Origin of the sequence: Facklamia sp. P12950 (assembly GCF_050409465.1) — a bacterium.
Lineage (GTDB): Bacteria > Bacillota > Bacilli > Lactobacillales > Aerococcaceae > Facklamia.
Genome location: NZ_JBNUPK010000001.1, coordinates 142,273 through 158,963 on the forward strand (window position 1 = coordinate 142,273; position 16,691 = coordinate 158,963).

At 35.2% G+C, this 16,691-nt stretch carries 19 protein-coding genes, 1 tRNA gene and 1 riboswitch; of the genes, 19 read left to right on the forward strand and 1 reads right to left on the reverse strand.

Annotated elements, in window-relative coordinates; translation table 11 throughout:
* The first annotated feature begins 55 nt into the window (after nt 1-55).
* The 4 genes from ACQV2Q_RS00805 to ACQV2Q_RS00820 are packed head-to-tail and all read left to right on the forward strand — an operon-like array spanning nt 56 to nt 4,027.
* Entirely contained in the window at nt 56-1,282 is a 1,227-nt protein-coding gene (locus tag ACQV2Q_RS00805; RefSeq protein ID WP_428874888.1) for an ABC transporter substrate-binding protein, read from the forward strand.
* A complete protein-coding gene (locus tag ACQV2Q_RS00810; protein WP_428881679.1) occupies nt 1,263-2,192 on the forward strand; it encodes an ABC transporter permease in 930 nt (309 codons plus the stop codon). The genes ACQV2Q_RS00805 and ACQV2Q_RS00810 overlap by 20 nt, the downstream gene beginning before the upstream one ends.
* Nucleotides 2,182-2,976 carry an ABC transporter permease gene (locus ACQV2Q_RS00815; RefSeq protein ID WP_428874886.1) on the forward strand — a complete coding sequence of 265 codons (795 nt, stop codon included), beginning with the start codon at nt 2,182-2,184 and terminating at the stop codon, nt 2,974-2,976. Before ACQV2Q_RS00810 ends, ACQV2Q_RS00815 begins: the two co-directional genes overlap by 11 nt.
* 10 nt (nt 2,977-2,986) lie before the next feature.
* Nucleotides 2,987-4,027: an ABC transporter ATP-binding protein gene (locus ACQV2Q_RS00820; RefSeq protein WP_428874885.1), complete on the forward strand. Its 1,041-nt coding sequence runs from the start codon at nt 2,987-2,989 to the stop codon at nt 4,025-4,027.
* 54 nt (nt 4,028-4,081) lie between these two features.
* Here ACQV2Q_RS00820 and ACQV2Q_RS00825 read toward each other — a convergent pair whose 3' ends face one another.
* Nucleotides 4,082-4,798, reverse strand: a complete 717-nt coding sequence (locus tag ACQV2Q_RS00825; protein WP_428872786.1) for a rhodanese-like domain-containing protein — start codon at nt 4,796-4,798, stop codon at nt 4,082-4,084.
* A gap of 168 nt (nt 4,799-4,966) precedes the next feature.
* On the opposite strand from ACQV2Q_RS00825, the gene ACQV2Q_RS00830 reads away from it, so the two are divergent.
* The 15 genes from ACQV2Q_RS00830 (at nt 4,967) to nrdE (ending at nt 16,683) form a co-directional block, all read left to right on the forward strand.
* Nucleotides 4,967-5,425: a hypothetical protein gene (locus tag ACQV2Q_RS00830; RefSeq protein ID WP_428874884.1), complete on the forward strand. Its 459-nt coding sequence runs from the start codon at nt 4,967-4,969 to the stop codon at nt 5,423-5,425.
* Nucleotides 5,425-6,942 (forward strand): TIGR04282 family arsenosugar biosynthesis glycosyltransferase, encoded by a 1,518-nt coding sequence (locus ACQV2Q_RS00835; RefSeq protein ID WP_428874883.1) that lies wholly within the window; start codon nt 5,425-5,427, stop codon nt 6,940-6,942. Before ACQV2Q_RS00830 ends, ACQV2Q_RS00835 begins: the two co-directional genes overlap by 1 nt.
* Nucleotides 6,939-7,619: a TIGR04283 family arsenosugar biosynthesis glycosyltransferase gene (locus ACQV2Q_RS00840; RefSeq protein WP_428872789.1), complete on the forward strand. Its 681-nt coding sequence runs from the start codon at nt 6,939-6,941 to the stop codon at nt 7,617-7,619. Before ACQV2Q_RS00835 ends, ACQV2Q_RS00840 begins: the two co-directional genes overlap by 4 nt.
* A gap of 12 nt (nt 7,620-7,631) precedes the next feature.
* A complete protein-coding gene (locus ACQV2Q_RS00845) occupies nt 7,632-8,354 on the forward strand; it encodes a glycine/sarcosine/betaine reductase selenoprotein B family protein (RefSeq protein WP_428872790.1) in 723 nt (240 codons plus the stop codon).
* Nucleotides 8,355-8,481: 127 nt separating this feature from the next.
* Complete coding sequence (locus tag ACQV2Q_RS00850; RefSeq protein ID WP_428874882.1) at nt 8,482-9,135, forward strand: cytochrome c biogenesis CcdA family protein; 654 nt, start codon at nt 8,482-8,484, stop codon at nt 9,133-9,135.
* A gap of 10 nt (nt 9,136-9,145) precedes the next feature.
* Nucleotides 9,146-9,823, forward strand: coding sequence for a TlpA family protein disulfide reductase (locus tag ACQV2Q_RS00855; protein ID WP_428874881.1), 678 nt, complete (start codon nt 9,146-9,148; stop codon nt 9,821-9,823).
* A gap of 48 nt (nt 9,824-9,871) precedes the next feature.
* A complete protein-coding gene (locus tag ACQV2Q_RS00860) occupies nt 9,872-10,561 on the forward strand; it encodes a TVP38/TMEM64 family protein (RefSeq protein ID WP_428881680.1) in 690 nt (229 codons plus the stop codon).
* Complete coding sequence (locus ACQV2Q_RS00865) at nt 10,530-11,225, forward strand: TVP38/TMEM64 family protein (RefSeq protein ID WP_428881681.1); 696 nt, start codon at nt 10,530-10,532, stop codon at nt 11,223-11,225. Before ACQV2Q_RS00860 ends, ACQV2Q_RS00865 begins: the two co-directional genes overlap by 32 nt.
* A 6-nt stretch (nt 11,226-11,231) precedes the next feature.
* Nucleotides 11,232-12,134, forward strand: coding sequence for a nucleoside hydrolase (locus ACQV2Q_RS00870; protein ID WP_428872797.1), 903 nt, complete (start codon nt 11,232-11,234; stop codon nt 12,132-12,134).
* A gap of 20 nt (nt 12,135-12,154) precedes the next feature.
* Complete coding sequence (locus ACQV2Q_RS00875) at nt 12,155-12,541, forward strand: hypothetical protein (RefSeq protein ID WP_428872798.1); 387 nt, start codon at nt 12,155-12,157, stop codon at nt 12,539-12,541.
* A gap of 19 nt (nt 12,542-12,560) precedes the next feature.
* Complete coding sequence (locus ACQV2Q_RS00880) at nt 12,561-13,271, forward strand: YdjY domain-containing protein (RefSeq protein WP_428881682.1); 711 nt, start codon at nt 12,561-12,563, stop codon at nt 13,269-13,271.
* A gap of 137 nt (nt 13,272-13,408) precedes the next feature.
* A tRNA-Sec gene (locus ACQV2Q_RS00885) sits at nt 13,409-13,505 on the forward strand.
* Nucleotides 13,506-13,655: 150 nt separating this feature from the next.
* Nucleotides 13,656-13,751: riboswitch (adenosylcobalamin-variant (AdoCbl-variant) riboswitch) on the forward strand.
* A gap of 148 nt (nt 13,752-13,899) precedes the next feature.
* Complete coding sequence (locus ACQV2Q_RS00890) at nt 13,900-14,133, forward strand: glutaredoxin family protein (RefSeq protein WP_428872800.1); 234 nt, start codon at nt 13,900-13,902, stop codon at nt 14,131-14,133.
* On the forward strand, nt 14,127-14,495 hold the full coding sequence (gene nrdI / locus ACQV2Q_RS00895) for a class Ib ribonucleoside-diphosphate reductase assembly flavoprotein NrdI (protein ID WP_428872801.1): 369 nt from the start codon (nt 14,127-14,129) through the stop codon (nt 14,493-14,495). The genes ACQV2Q_RS00890 and nrdI overlap by 7 nt, the downstream gene beginning before the upstream one ends.
* Nucleotides 14,488-16,683, forward strand: coding sequence for a class 1b ribonucleoside-diphosphate reductase subunit alpha (gene nrdE / locus ACQV2Q_RS00900; RefSeq protein WP_428872802.1), 2,196 nt, complete (start codon nt 14,488-14,490; stop codon nt 16,681-16,683). Before nrdI ends, nrdE begins: the two co-directional genes overlap by 8 nt.
* Nucleotides 16,684-16,691: the final 8 nt, after the last annotated feature.

Consider the following 16,691-nt stretch of genomic DNA (forward strand, 5'->3'; position numbering starts at 1 on the left):
AAGGAAGCGTGCTCGCCATTGACGACGAGCATGCTTTTTATTAAGGAGAATACTAATGAAAAAAATTCTAAAATTATTAAGTTTAGCTGTTATAACCAGTTTAATAGTCAATACTACATATGTTTTTGCCAATGAGGGAGGCCCATTAAACAACTTATCTTTTGAAGAAATAGTAGAGCAAGCAAAAGGAAGTGAAGTTAATTTTTATGGATGGGGCGGCGATGAAAAGCTTAACCAGTGGTTAGATGAAGTATATGGACCAAGACTTAAAGAAAAATATGATATTACGTTAAACCGTATTCCGATGGATATCGATCAAATTTTGAGTCAATTAGTGAGTGAGAAGCAAGCTCAAACTAGCGAAAGTGAAATGGATATGATTTGGATCAATGGCGAGAATTTTAAATCTGCTCGAGAAAATGAACTCTTATATGGTCCATTCACAGAAATTTTACCAAATTATCAAGAATTTCTAGATATAGAAGATATAGAAAACAATCAGGATTTTGGCTATCCAATTGAAGGTTTTGAAGCTCCTTACTCAAAATCTCAGCTTGTTTTAATTAAAGATTCAGAAGTAACTAAAGAAACTCCTACAGATGCTGAATCCTTGTTAGCATACGTAAAAGAAAATCCTGGAAGCTTTACTTATCCGGCATTGCCAGATTTTACCGGTTCCGCTTTTGTTCGGAATATTATCTATGAATTTGTTGATTATCAAGAATTTCAAAAGATGGAAACAGATAAAGAAGAGCTGAAAGTTCTCATTCAACCGGCTTTGGATTACTTAAATGAATTGGCTCCTTATTTATGGAGTGAGGGGAAAACTTATCCAAGCGATGGTCCTGCCTTAAACAATTTATTTATGGATGGAGAAGTTGCTTTTCATATCAACTATAACGCTTATGAAATTGCTCGATCAATTGAACAGGGAATGTATCCATCGACTGCCCAATCATTTGTTTTTGAAAAGGGCACAATAGGTAATACTAACTTTATAGCAATTGGTAAAAATGCATCACACAAAGCAGCCGCTATGGTAGCAATAAATGAAATGCTATCGCCAGAAATGCAATTATCAAAATACGAACACCTCGGTCTAATTCCGGTAATCGATAATGATAAATTAAATGATCAATTAAAAGCAGACTTTGAGGAAGTAGAAATTGGCGAGGGGATAATACCACAAGAACAACTTTTATCTAAGCGACTGCCAGAAATGCCCGCACAATTAGTGCCTTTGATCGAAGAAATTTGGCTAGATGAAGTGGCAGGAAAATAAAATGGAGCTTACGAAGAAGAAGCGTTTTTATGCAGTTCTCTTATTTATGCCTCAGTTCATTTTAAGTTTGTTTTTACTGTTAGGTGTAATGATTGGAATAGTGCAGTCTTTTGGATACATTCCTTCTTTAAATTTAAATGAGTTCAGTCTGACTTACTATCAAGATTTATTAAATGATAAACAATTTAAGCAATCAGTGTTTTTTTCATTGAAAATTGCTTTTTATTCAGCTTTTCTTTCAACGATTATGGGTCTAGCTTGGGCTTACTTTTGGCTTGTTCAAGAAAAATTAAGTAGATGGCAACAGACGCTAGTAAAAATTCCTATAATTGTTCCTCATTTAGTGGTCGCACTGTTTACTTTACAACTGTTTGGACGAACCGGAATATTTGCACGAATTTTATTTGCAATGGGAATTTCAAATGCCCAAGCTTGGTTTGATGCATTAATGTTTCAACCAAATGGTTGGGGCATTATTTTTTCTTTTATGTGGAAAGAAATTCCTTTTGTTTTATTTTATTGTTATCCTATAATAAGTTCAATCAATAATAAACTTGGCGAAGCTGCACAGACGCTTGGAGCCAGTCGCTTACAAAGTTTTATTAAGATTGTGCTACCCTTATCAAAAAACACAATCTTAGCTGCCTTTTTCATTATATTTATGTACGCTTTTGGTTCCTACGAGCTAGCAGCTTTATTAGGACCAACTTTACCTAAGGCATTACCAATTGCAGCTTATCAAGCATATATGCATCCTGATTTAAGCCAACGTCCTTTGGCAATGGCATATAATGGAATTTTAATACTCATTAGTTTGATGGCCGTTGTAGTAATTTATCTGATAGCATTTTATCCACAACTAAAGAAACAACTATTCAGTGAAGAAAAGGTGGGTCGAGATGTATCGTAAGACTATTCATTTCTTAATATTTATAGTTATTTTTTTGCCAATTAGTATTTTATTAATCTGGGCATTTACTGCTCGCTGGCCATGGCCTCATTTGATCCCGCACAATTTGTCCCTAAGAGGGTTTGAAAATCTGGTACGGCAACCTAATCAATTACTAACACTTATACTATCTTCAGTATTTATTTCGTCATGTGTAGCCATGCTGTCATCTTTGATTGCCTTAATGACTGCTAGAGCGACGGTAATGGCTAAAGGCTTCTTTAAGAATTTTATTCAGTTGACTATCGCCCTACCTTTTCTAATTCCTGTGATTGTTTTTGCTACAGGTATTCATCAAAAAATGTTTGAATGGGGCTGGGCTAATAAGCTTTGGGGCGTGATATTAGCCCATTTGATTTATTCCTTACCCTATGCTTCATACTTAGTGATTGATGCCTACCATGCGGTTGGCCTTCATTTAGAAGAGCAAGCATGGGTATTAGGAGCAAATAAGTTGAAAGCATTCTGGAAAATAACTTTTCCACTGCTGCTCCCTGTTCTTGCGACCAGTTTGGCTACGTCATTCATTGTTTCTTTTAGTCAGTATTTCCTGACTTTAATGATAGGTGGGGGGAAGATTCAAACCCTATCAGTAATTATTTTTCCTTATTTACAAAGAAACGATCGTACAATTGCTAGCATATACGCTTTGTTCTTTTTAATTATTAGCTTTTTAGTTATGGGACTACTCTCTTGGCTTTCCAATTTATATCAAAGTAAATATGAAAAATTCGACTATTATTAGGAGGTGAACCGTGTCTTTAATCATTAGAAATATATCAGTGAGTTTGGGTCATAACAAAGTCTTAAAAGATCTTAATCTTGAAGTTAAAAAAGGAGAGTATTTAGCTTTACTTGGGCCTTCTGGATCTGGAAAAACTACTTTTTTGAAAACACTAGCTGGACTAATTGAAAATGCTGAGGGAGATATTTTACTTAATCAAACTTCTATTATGAAAGAACCAAGTCATTCCCGTCCAGTTTCGGTGGTTTTTCAAGATTTAAGACTTTTTCCGCATTATAACGTTAAAGAAAATATTGCTTTTCCTATGAGGTTAAAGAAAATGAAAGCTAAAGAGATCGATGAGCGGGTAGCATCTTTATTGAATGATGTGCATTTACCTGGTTTACAAGCTTCTTCCATCCATAAACTATCAGGTGGTCAACAACAAAGGGTAGCACTCGCAAGAGCCTTAGCCAATGAACCTCAGGTTCTTTTGTTGGATGAGCCTTTTTCCGGACTCGATGAGCCTCTTAGAAGGGAGATGGGCCAGTTAGTACATAACTTACATGTTAAAAAAGGGCTGGTAACCATCTTAGTGACACATGATAAGCGAGAAGCGGTACAATTTGCTGATCGTATCGCTTTTCTGCATGAGGGTAATTTAGTGCAAGTGGATTATCCTAAAAATGTCTTTGATCATCCTAAAAATGAATATGTGGGTAGTTTCTTTGGAGTGTTGAACCGTTTAAAAGTTATTGAAGAAAGTAGAAAAGACTGGTTAGAGATGGATTTTAATGTTAAATTAAAAGACTATATTGGCAAAGAAATTTTTGTCAGACCAATTCGTGTGGAAGTTAAGACAGAACGTTTATTTTCCTCTTCCAGTCTCATTTTCCCTGCTAAACTAACCCATTTTTTTGAATACCCAGAGTATGTAGATTTAAAATTTCAATTAATCAATTCAAGTGAACAATGGAGTGTCAATGTCTTGCACCAGTCATTAAAAGATTATAAAGTAGGCGAAAAATATTGGCTTTATGTTAATCATGCAGATATTATTAGTTTTGAATGATAGATTTAAATAGAAAAAGCCCAATTATAAGTTGGGCTTTTTGCTTACAATCGTTTATGAAGCTTTTTCAATAATTGGAATTTTTTTATTTTCTTTTGTACCATCTAGAGAATTCTTGACATTAGTATAGCCCTTTTCGGTTAAGAAGTTAGCTATTTGAGCGGATTTATTACCAGAATAACAGAAAGTAATAATTTCAACTTCTTTGTCTTCAGGTAATTGTTCTAAAACAGTTTCTGGCTTATCAACTGAAGCATGAATGGCTCCTTCTACACTTGCTTTTTCAAAGTCTTTAAGATCACGTGCATCAATGAAAATGGTTTTGCCTGCTTCGGCTGCTTCAATGAAGGTATCTGGCAAGATAGATTCATAAGTTACTAAAGTATATTCAAAGTCTTTAACCCCTACAGCATCTTTAACATCTTCAAAGCCATTATCGATTAAAAGATTAGCAGCTTCTGCAGACTTATTACCTGTGTTGCAATAAACAATAATTGGCATCTTTTGGTAGTCTTCTAATCGTTCTAATTGTTCTTCTAATTGATCTAAAGGGATATTAATGGCATGTGAAAGATGTCCTTCTGCATAGTCTTCTTCAGGTCGGACATCAATTACCAAATATTTTTCCTTTTTCTTTTTATCTAGTTGGATTTTTTCAAGTTCTTCGCCTGTCATTATCTCAGCTTGGGCGTAAACGTTCGAAAGACCCAAAGCAAAAACTGCTACAAAAGTGACAATAAGTTTTAAAGATTTTAAAAGTGTTTTTTGCATTATACCCACTCCTTTATTTTGATGTCTTTATTTTATTAAAATGGTCATCTAATCACAAATAGACTTATTAAATAAATACGGGCTATTTATTAGTAATATCAATAAAACATTCATTCAAAAAAAGTAGCTGTATGCTATAATGAGCAAGGTTATAAGAGGAGGTCCAAAATGTTAAGTAAAATATATTGGGCGATTGAAATATTAATAGTCACAGGTGGTTTTTTTGTGAATGAATATGCTAGTAAGCGGATAGGACTCTATCGCCATGTGTATTATCGAGAATTTCAATTTAATCAGTTTTGGTTTGCTGAAAACTATCATTGGATTTGGTATGTTGTAGCTATTTTCATTATTTTAATTGCTATTATTGCTCTATTTAAAACTAAAAGCTGGATTCAATTTTGTTATCAATTTTCTTGGAAAACACATTGGGCGATACTGTTGATCGTTTCTCTGTCTGAACTAATTATTATGAGCTTTTTTACAGATAAAAGTCTTTTAATTATGTATCCGTATTTCCTAGTAGGATTACCACTTTTAGGAGTTGGAAATTTGATAGGTTGTTTATTAATTTTTTTATTCCATCCTCAGACTAAAGAATGCGAAATTAAGATAGGAGCCATATAATGTCGACTGCAATTATTTATTTTGTCAAATTACCTTTAATTGGATATAACAAAACTAGATTACAAGGGTTTTTACCTAAGGAAGATATTCACCATCTATCGATTCACCTTTTACAACAAACTTACAAAGAAATTTGTAAGGTGGATGCAGACATCTTTCTTTTTGTAGCACCTGCTGATCAAAAATTAGCCATTCAAAAATACTTAGCTATTGATAGTGATAAGATATTCGGCCAGCTTGAAACAGCTCATTTAGGAGAACGAATGTCGCGAGCCATGCAGCAAATTTTTAACCGTGGCTATGATAAAGTTCTTTTATTAGGCTGTGATCTAGTTGACATCAAGCAATCTTTGGTTGAGCAAATGATTGACATGCTAGACACTGAAGATGTTGTTTTAGCTCCTACCTTAGATGGAGGTTATGGCATTATAGCCAGCCGTTTGTTCTCTAAGTCTCTTTTTGATTTAGAGAATTATTCACACGATGAAGTATGCCAAAGGACGATCAATAAAGTTTCTGCAGCAAAACTTTCCTATGCGTTGACAGAAACCATTCGTGACCTAGACACGCGGGAAGATGTGGTGCGTTATCTATCAGGAGATCCAGATGCAGTTTATTTTAATCAGGGGGAATATAATGCCAACTTTCTAATTGATAAGGGCAGAAAGATTTTTAGGATTGCTTTAGGTTCGCAAATGAATTTAGACAATCAAATTGAATATGAATACTTAGCACTGAAGGGTTTGGCTTCTTCAGGGGTTGTGCCGAAGGTATATCAATGCCAGCCTCATACTAAGTTGTTAGGTAAGGGTTATTTAATTGAAGAATACCTCCCCGGTCATCCCTTAGACTATCAAAAGGACTTATCCAAAGCTGCTAATATTTTGGCTAGAATCCATAGTGTAGATAGCCAGACCATTCCTCATCTTATTAAGGCTAATAATCCCTTCCAACTGATGTATCAGGAATTTGTTGACATGTATAGTCATTATCAAAAATGGAAGGGCAGAGATCTTGAGGTTATTGATCTAATCGATGCATTGATGGCAGGTCTGAAAAAATATTCGTTCAATAATAAATTAAGCAATCCTTGCGTTATTAATACAGAACTTAATTCACACAATTTTTTGATTAATTCTAAAGGTGATTCCTATTTAATTGACTGGGAGAAGCCTTTGGTTGGTGAGAGGGAACAAGATATCGCTCATTTTCTAGCTCCCACAACCACATTATGGAAAACAGACCACTTACTTTCATATGAGCAAATCTCCGCTTTCATTAAAGAGTATGATAAGTCCTCCCAGGTGAAAATTAATAAAGATAAGCTTAAACAATATCTTCATTTTACTTGTTTAAGAGGAGTCACTTGGTGTTCGATGGCTTATGTTCAATATTTAGAAGCACAAAAAGTTAAGTCAAATGACCACTCTTTTGAAACCATCTCCCGCTTTATTAGCCCTGTTTTCTTACAAGAAATTAAAGCTTATATTGAAAAGTTGGAGGATATTACCTTATGAATTATTTGATCAGTGTGATTATTCCAGTTTATAACGAAAGAAAAATTTTACCTCAAACTTTAAAGCATCTACAGCATTTAAAGGACGAAGAAATTGAAATTCTGTTTGTAGATGGTGGTAGTGAAGATGGAACTCAAGAATTTATTAGCGAAAATCAATATAAAGTCCTGAATGGTCCAAAGGGTCGTGGTAGTCAATTAGCTGTAGGGGCTAAAAAGGCCAAAGGAGACTATCTTTTATTCTTACATGCAGATAGCTACTTTAAACGTTCTCCAAAAAAGGTCATCCTGAGTAGTCTGCTGAAAGGAAAGATTGGAGCTTTTCCATTAGACTTTCAAACAGATAATTTATGGCTAAGAGCGATTGCTTATGGATCAAATTGGCGACTTAAACATCGACAGATAGCTTTCGGTGATCAAGGGATTTTTATGACAAAAGATTACTATTGGGAACTAGGAGGTTTTCATGCTTTATCTTTAATGGAAGACTATGATTTATTTTTACGAAACAAGGCTAAGGGTGAAGAATTAGTTGTAGCAGATCAGTTCATTTATACCTCGGACCGTCGTTTTAAAGAAAAAGGTGTCTTTAGAACACTTCTTAAGATGCAATATTGCCAGTATCTATTTCGTAAGGGTTACTCAATGAAAGCAATCACTCAAGTCTATTATTCGTAGAAGGGGATTCGAATGAAAAAGAGAAGTATTAAAGAAAATATCATTGCAGCCATAGCCAAAAGAATGGTGGTTACCATCGATGAAGCCCCCTCTAATGTTGAATTAACTAAGCCTCTTTCAGAGTGTAGGGTAGCATTTATCACAACAGCAGGAACCCATTTGAAAAGCGATGCCCCTTTTAATATTAAGGGAGATCATACTTTCCGAATGATTCCTGGGGATAGTCGGGTGGAAAATATTATGATTACTCATGATCATTATGATCATGGACCGGCAGATGAAGATTTAAACTGTGTCTTTCCCATACAGATGCTTCAAGAGATGGCAACAAAGGGCAAAATCGGCTCTGTTGCACCGCGCCATTATGGCCTAATGGGTTATATACCAAAAGTAAATTTACTAATTGATGAAACAGCACCTGCGATTGCCCGTCAGTTAGTTGAAGATCAAGTAGATTTGGTACTCCTTTCTCCTGGCTGATATATTTGCCATCAGTCCGTTGGGCTAATCCAAAGAGAAGTAGAAAAGCAAGGGATCCGTACCGCTTCAATTATGCACTTACCTAAAGTGGCAGCCAAATCGAGACCACCTAGAATGTTTACCATTGATTTTCCTTTAGGTTTAACTTTTGGAGAGGCGAATGATTCTATTAAGCATTGGCAAGTTATGGATCAATTCTTAGATTTTGCTGTATCAGGTGGGGCAGAGGAGATAAGACCTTTTAAAAAAGCTTAATTATTCAATCACATAATGCGAATAGCGGCTTACTTTCAAATAATTAATTTATTTATACTAGCGTGATTACTTTTAGTTGAATGACTCCAATGGCATGATAATCTTTGTGAGAAAGGAGCTTAAAAATATGGACTATCTATTATTATTTATCGAGGGATTAATGACTTTTGTCTCTCCTTGCTTACTGCCAATGCTTCCACTTTATATTGCATTCTTTGCAGGCAGTGAAGGGGAGAGCTCTACTAAACAAACCCTCATTAAAGCAATTTTATTTATGTTAGGATTTTCTACGATATTTATCTTATTAAGTCTTTTTGTGTCCACTGTAGGATCCTTTTTTATGATGCACCGACAAGTCGTTAACTTTATCGCAGGAAGCATTATGATTATTATGGGTGTCGATTATCTTAATGGTCAAAAGCTAATGACTAAGTTAAGGCCTCATTCGCGAGGTTCCTATGTGGCCAATCCTTATTTATTTGGTCTAGTCTTTGCCATTTCTTGGTCGCCATGTGTTGGAACATTTTTGGCTTCTGCATTAACTTATATAGCCAGTGTCGCTACTAGCTGGACTTCATTTTTGCTTATAATTAGCTATTGTTTAGGTTTAGGTATTCCTTTCATTCTGTCTGCATTATTGGTAGATGAAAGTAAAAAAGTCCTTACATTTATCAAGGAACATTATCACTTAGTCAATCTATCTTCAGGCTGGTTTTTAATCCTTTTCGGTTTATTAACAATATCAGGCATCTTAGAAACGCTTTTACTACAACTAGTCTAGGAGGAATACAATGAAAAAGTTATTAACGTATGGTTTGCTTTTAATCGTTATTATAGGTCTGGGGGGCTTTATTTATAACAAAGTTCAAGATCAAAGTTTATCTATCGATAAAAAAGAAACAATTCAGGAAACTGTCAATGAGATCGATTTAACATTTAACAAAACAAGCGAAGAGGTTATTGAAGGAAAAGAAGTATCTCTTCAAACTTCAAGGGAAGAAAGTAGTCAGCTTAATAGCACAAATGAAGAAAAACAAGATCGATATGGTCATCTTAATGTAGATAGTGTAAGGATTAAAGATCAAGTAGATAAATCAATGACTTTATCTGAAAATTTTGGTCGACCTATGGTTGTTAATGTTTGGGCAACTTGGTGTCCACCATGCAAAAAAGAAATGCCTTATTTTCAAACGGCTTGGGAAGATTACCAAGAAGATATTGATTTTTATATGATCAATGCCACTAATTCGCAACCTGGCGAAACTAAAGAAGCAGTGAATGAATATTTAGAAGACCTTAATTTGACTCTTCCTGTATTCTATGATGTTAACTTTTCAACCATGATGTCCCTACAAGCTACCTTTTTGCCCGCTACTATTTTTATAAATGAAGAAGGAGAGGTAGTATACCATCATATTGGCCTAATCAATGAAAAGCAATTACTAGAGCAAATCGAGGAATTGTTATAAAAATGTAAAATTTTGATGGTGGTGGAGTTTAATATTTAGGAGGTTCTTATGAAAAAAAATAAATTGGCAGTGATTGTTGTACTTGTATTATCACTTTTATCTTATCTCTTTATTCCCTCGGTGCAGTCATTTATTAACGAGTCTATTTCAGCCATGAAAGCAGTTAATTTAGAAGAGACAATTGCTTATATTCGTTCTTACGGAAAAGTTGCTGCTGGTGTTTCCTTCTTCTTGATGATTTTGCAATCGATTCTTTCACCCATTCCTGCTTTCTTAATCACTCTATCTAATGCTGCCATTTTTGGATGGTTTTGGGGAGCGGTATTGTCTTGGACATCTTCAATGGCTGGAGCGACCTTATGCTTTTACATTGCTAAAATTTTGGGACGCGACGCAGTTGCCAAGATTACCAGTAAAACAGCCTTGAAATCTTTAGATGTGTTTTTTGAAAAATATGGAAAGTACACCATTGTAGTTTGCCGTTTATTACCATTTGTTAGTTTTGACCTAGTCTCTTATGCAGCTGGTTTAACTTCTATGAAATTCTGGCCATTCTTTTTAGCAACCGGAATCGGTCAATTACCGGCTACTCTTGTTTATTCTTATATTGGACAAAACTTCGGTGGTGGCGGTAAACAATTATTTATTGGATTAATGTCACTATTTGCTGTAACAATTGTCATTTATATTGTTAAATCGATTTATAATGAACGCCATGCAAAAAAAGCAGCTAAGTAAATGGTTTAAGGTTTGCTTAGTGATTGCTTTAGTAGCTTTAACTATCTGGCTGACCTTAAATTTTTCAACCGAGCGTGTACGAGAAATAATCTTACAATCAGGGTCTTCTGCAAAATGGATTTATGTATTACTTTGGGTTTTCTTACCGATGGGGTTTTTCCCTGTTCCTTTCCTAGCTTTTGCTGGAGGTATGGGATTTGGATTATGGTTAGGCTCCATCTTGACTTTTATAGGTGCGGCTTTGAATCTAACTTTCATGTTTTTAATTTCGCGCTATTTATTTAGGCAACCGGCACAAAAATTTTTATTTAAAAGATATCCTAGTTCCAAAGGGATATTGACCACCGATAACCAACATTTAAAGTTAGTTCTTGCATTGGCTCGAATTATGCCTGTAATTCCCTATAATGTTGAAAACTATGCTTTTGGCTTAACGGATATCTCATTCTGGGACTATCTTTGGATTTCTCTCATATGCATTTTGCCGGGGACATTTATTTTTGTAAATGTTGGCGATAAGGCTTTAGAACCTAGTGATGCCTCTTTTTCACTATCAATAATATTAGTGGCTTTACTAGTATTCGGCACAGCCTTTTTAGGGAAATTTATTAAGAAGAAAAATCCAGAAGTAGCCCAAAAGCTTGAAGTAGATGAGGAGGAATAAGGGATAATGAAAGTTTTAATTGATTTTGATAATACTTTTTTCACACCCCATCGCGACATTGATGATGGTTTGGCGCTGATGTATTTATTAGGGAGTCCAGAAGTCGCTATAGTGGGTATCACTTCGACATTTGGGAATTCGACCATTGAGCAAGTAGACCAATCGACCCGTCAATTAATAAGCAAACTTGGCCTTCATTCAATTCCTTATGCAAAAGGTGCAAGTGAAACAGCTGATTATCTAACACCAGCAAGCCAGCTATTGGTAGATTTGGCTAATAAATATAAAGATGAGTTAATCATTATTGCAGTCGGTTCAATGACCAACTTGCAAGGGGCCTATCTAAGAGACAGTAATTTCTTCAAAAAAGTTAAACAACTTGTCTTAATGGGTGGGATTACTCAGCCGTTGATCTTTGACAAGCAAGAAATGCGAGAAATGAACTTTTCCATTGATCCGCAGGCTGCTTTTACCGTTTTAACTAAGGGAAGAAATGTTTCTATTTTAACAGCTAATCACTGTTTAGATCTTTTATTTACTCGATCAGAATATGAAGAAGCTTTTTCTAACCAACAATCGGCCATTGCTCATTTAATTCAAAACTATGCAGAACCTTGGTTTGTCGATAATGAAGATGAGTATGGTATTAAAGGCTTTTATAATTGGGATTCATTAGCAGCGGTCTATTTAGTAAATCCTGAATTATTTGAGGATCAATGGACTTCTTTTAATGTTTCTGTTAATAGTCTCTCAATGGGTTCTTTAATAGCGGAAGATTTTGATTTCAGTCCTTACTCAAGCTCTAGACCTTTAAAAAAAGCTTTAATTAATACACCTGTTGTTAAAAAGGCAGATCAAATACGAAAGAATTTATTTCAGCGCTGGCTAAATGTTAAATTGGAAGATTAAATAGCAAAGGAGGTTTTTAGATGTTCAAATGGCATAATTTACTAATAGCAATTTGCTCAGGGTTTATTTTTGCTCTTCTAGCAAGCGCTTTAATGTCATATTGGGTATGGTTAGAAATGCGAGTGCATACTTGGGTTTTATGTTGGATAGTTTTTGTTCTATTTATCATGGTAAGTTTTTTGTTCAAGATAAAACCAATAACTTACTTCCTAGGACTTATTAGTGTCGTTACTTTAATGCTTGTTAAATCACCTAATATTTTTTATTATAATGTTCGCGATATGTTTTTTTTAGATATGAAGATAGGTCAAATTAAAATGATTACTTTAATTTTGATGATAGTCATGACTCTTTTAATGATTTACTTTTGGTTGAAAGATCGAAAGCTAAAAAGTCAGCAAGTTTAATTTTGAAAGGATGAATAATATGAACAAAATGATTAAAAAATTAATGATACTTGTCTTTGCCTTCGTTACCGTTTTATCTTTATCTGTCCCAACACTTGCAAAGGAAGATGCTCCTGCAAATTTACCGACAGAGGAAAACCCGATGGTGGTCGATAAGGAAGCAGGCACCATTTCGATATATGCTTACGTAAATGGAAAATACTTAGAAACATCTACCCGTCATGCCGTGGTCTTCGATGATGGTAATTTTGGTGGAAAATCGGTATTCGGAACAACTGCTAATCAAAATAAATTCTATGAAGCTTTAATAGAAATCGGGGCAGAACCAGGCGATAATATGACGGCTGAAAATGCGGAAGAAACGCATGTTGCAGGGGATTTAATGGATATTAAAGTAACTTGGGAAGGTGCTGAAAAAGAATACAACCTAAGTGAAACAATTATTGATTCTAATGGCAATGACTTTGAATTCCGCTTTGGTGGAAATAAAGGGCGTGCCCATGATAAACATACAGGTTGTATCACTTGTTTAGATTCATGCCCAGTCGGACTTATTTCAAATGCTACTTATACCTACGGGGCCGTTGAAAAAAGAGGGGAAGTAGCGTTTTCAGGAAATGGTGAGATTTTACCAGAAGAAGGGACTCCGGTAATCATTACTTATTCAATCCACAAAGAGGATAGTAAAGATAAGAAAGTTGAATCAAACGAAAAAGCTGAAGCAGAATAATAATTCATTGGAGGTCTGTATCTAAAAGATACAGCCCCTTTTGCTTAAAGAATGTTTCTTAATAGACTCATAAAAGCACTTGCGTTTTCCTTTAAATATTGTTAATATTATAAGAGTCTTCTTTAAAGATTTTAATTGGGAGCGGATGGGTTCTGGTGTGCCCTCTGGTCTTCAAAACCAGTATGAGGCGTTAAGAGCGTCTTGGGTGAGTTCGATTCTCACACGTTCCCGCCAGGAAACTAAACTAGCCTAGTTAATCACAGTTTAACTGTGATTAACTAGGCTATTATTTTTGCTTTTAATTGATTTGTATTATTTCGATAATTGCTCTTGTCTAACCCAACATCTTGTGTTAATCTAACTTTAAGACACAATATATAGACAAAATGTAAATAATTCTGGGGAAGCAGGTTAGAATCCTACACAGTCCCTATGCTACTGTATTTGAGCTCGCTCATAAGTCAGATCGCCAGGTTATTTATTACACTTATCACTTCTCAGGGTTTAGTGATCTTTGGAAATATTCTTTAGTAGTGAGTATAGGTACACCTATGCTTTGCTTTCTTTTGATTTTACCATCGGCTTTCCTGGGAAGGGAAAGCCGTTTTTTGTCGAGGAGGAGCATTTTATGGAAAAAATCACATTATATAGTAAAACGGGTTGCGGACAGTGCGTTTTCTTAAAAAGATATTTAGATAGCAAAGGTCTTAACTATTTAGAAAAAAATGTCGAAGACGAAAGTTACTTAGAAGAAGTAAGAGAACTCAATTGTCAGAGTTTGCCAGTTGTTCTCATCGGGCAATCAGCTCCTGTTGTTGGTTTCCAACCGGATGTAATTGAGAGGCTACTCAGTCAATGTTAGCGATTGTCTTTATTAGCTTAACAGGTCAAACCCGTCGTTTTGTTGAAAAACTATCAGCTGATTACCAATTAGAATTGGACGATCTTACATGTGACATGATAGTCAATCAGCCCTATTTATTGATTGTTCCCACTTATCAAGAAGTGGTAAGAGACTTAGTGGATGATTTTTTTGAAAATGAAGTTAATCGACAAAATTGTCGCGGAGTAGTAGGTGGTGGTAATTTGAATTTCGCCCAATTATTTTGTTTTACTGCTAAAGACATTAGTCGTGACTATCAAATTCCTTTAATTCATAAGTTTGAATTCCAAGGAAACGAGTCAGATGTTTCATATATTAAGGAGGTAATGCTGAATGACTGAGAGACAATCATTAAAGAAAAAAAGCTATTTCCAATGGAATAATCAATTGAATATACCGGAAGATGGAGCTATTCCTCTTTATAAAGATCAAAAGGCATTGGAAGCTTATTACCAAGAAGAAATTGAAGCCAATAGTCCAAAGTTTGCGTCTTTAGAGGATCGCTTAAATTATTTATTGGAGAATGATTACTTAGAAGAAGACCTCATCAATAAATATTTAGAAGCTGATGTAAATGATAAAGATCCTTATGCTTTTATCAAGAAACTATATGACTTCTTACAAGCTAAGAATTTTAACTTTAAATCTTTTATGGCTGCTTACAAATTTTTCAATCAATATGCTTTAAAATCAAATGATGGTCGTCAATATCTGGAAGGGTTCATAGATCGAGTGGCTATGAATGCCTTGTATTTAGCAGATGGAGACCGACAATTGGCTATGGCTATTGCTGAAGAATTAATTTCGCAACGCTATCAACCCGCTACACCTACTTTCTTAAATGCAGGTAAAAAGCGTCGAGGTGAAATGGTGTCATGCTTCTTGTTAGATGTTGATGATTCCATGCTGTCGATTGGTCGAGCCATTAACTCAGCTTTGCAACTTTCAAGAAAAGGAGGCGGAGTTGGCGTTAATTTGTCTAATATTCGAGCAGCGGGCGACCCTATTAAAGCGATTGAAAATGCTTCTTCAGGTGTCGTTCCTGTCATGAAATTGTTAGAAGACTCGTTTTCTTATTCCAATCAGTTAGGGCAGAGGAATGGGGCAGGTGTAGTTTACCTAAATGTTTTCCATCCAGATATCTTAGCTTTCTTATCGTGTAAAAAAGAAAATGCCGATGAAAAAATCCGTGTCAAAACTCTCTCTCTAGGAATTGTAGTGCCTGATAAATTTTATGAGTTGGTAAAAAACAATCAACCAATGTATCTTTTTAGCCCTTATGACATCGAAAAAGAGTACGGTCTCCCTTTTTCATACTTTGATATAAGTGAGAATTATCAAGCTTTAGTAGATAATCCAAGAATCCGTAAAAAGAAAATTCAAGCGCGTGAGTTAGAAACAGAAATTTCTAAATTACAGCAAGAATCCGGCTATCCCTACATCATTAATATCGATACAGTTAATCGAGCGAATCCAGTCCATGGAAAAATCATTATGTCCAACCTCTGTTCAGAGATTTTTCAAGTTCAAGAACCTTCACTCTTAAACGATGATTTATCTTATCAAAGATTAGGTAGCGATATTTCCTGTAACTTAGCTTCCACTAACATGGAAAAAATGTTGACCAGTCCTGATTTTGGTAAGTCAGTAGAAGTGGCTGTGCGAGCTTTAACCACCGTTTCTGATAAAACTAAAATTGCCGAAGTGCCAACGGTTCAAAATGGTAATGATCTTTATCATACTATTGGCTTAGGAGCGATGGGCTTTCACACTCTCTTAGCAAAAAATAAAATCACTTATGGGTCTAAAGCATCTATCGAAATTATTGAAGCGTATTTTATGGCTCTCAACTACTATAGCTTGCTTGCATCTAATAAATTAGCAAAAGAAAAAGGGCAGACATTCCACAAGTTTGAGCAATCAAAATATGCAGACGGGTCTTATTTTGCTCCTTATATTGAGGAAGCTTTTAAATTTGAAGAAATGGCAGCGGCTGAACTTTTCAAAGCTGTAAAATTACCCACTCCTAAAGATTGGCAAGATCTAGCAGCTAAGGTTAAAGTAGATGGTCTTTATCATCGTAATCGTTTAGCTGTTGCACCGAATGGGTCAATCTCTTACCTTAATGAAACTTCTGCTTCCTTACACCCGATTACTCATCGAATGGAATTAAGGCAAGAACAGAAAAATGGGGCCATTTATTATCCAGCTCCAGGACTTTCAAATGAAACGCTGCCCTATTATCAAACAGCTTACGAGATGGATCAAAGAAAAATTATAGATGTTTATGCCGCCGCTCAAAAGCATATTGACCAGGGAATGTCTTTGACTTTATTTATGCTATCAGAGATTCCAGCAGGTCTTTATGAGTGGAAAAAAGCAGGGCTTAATCAAATGACTACACGTGATTTGAATATTTTACGTCACTATGCCTTCTCTAAAGGGATTAAGTCACTTTACTATGTCCGAACACATAGTCTGGATGGTGAGATTGTTGGAGCTAATCAATGTGAGTCATGTATGATTTAGGAGGAAAT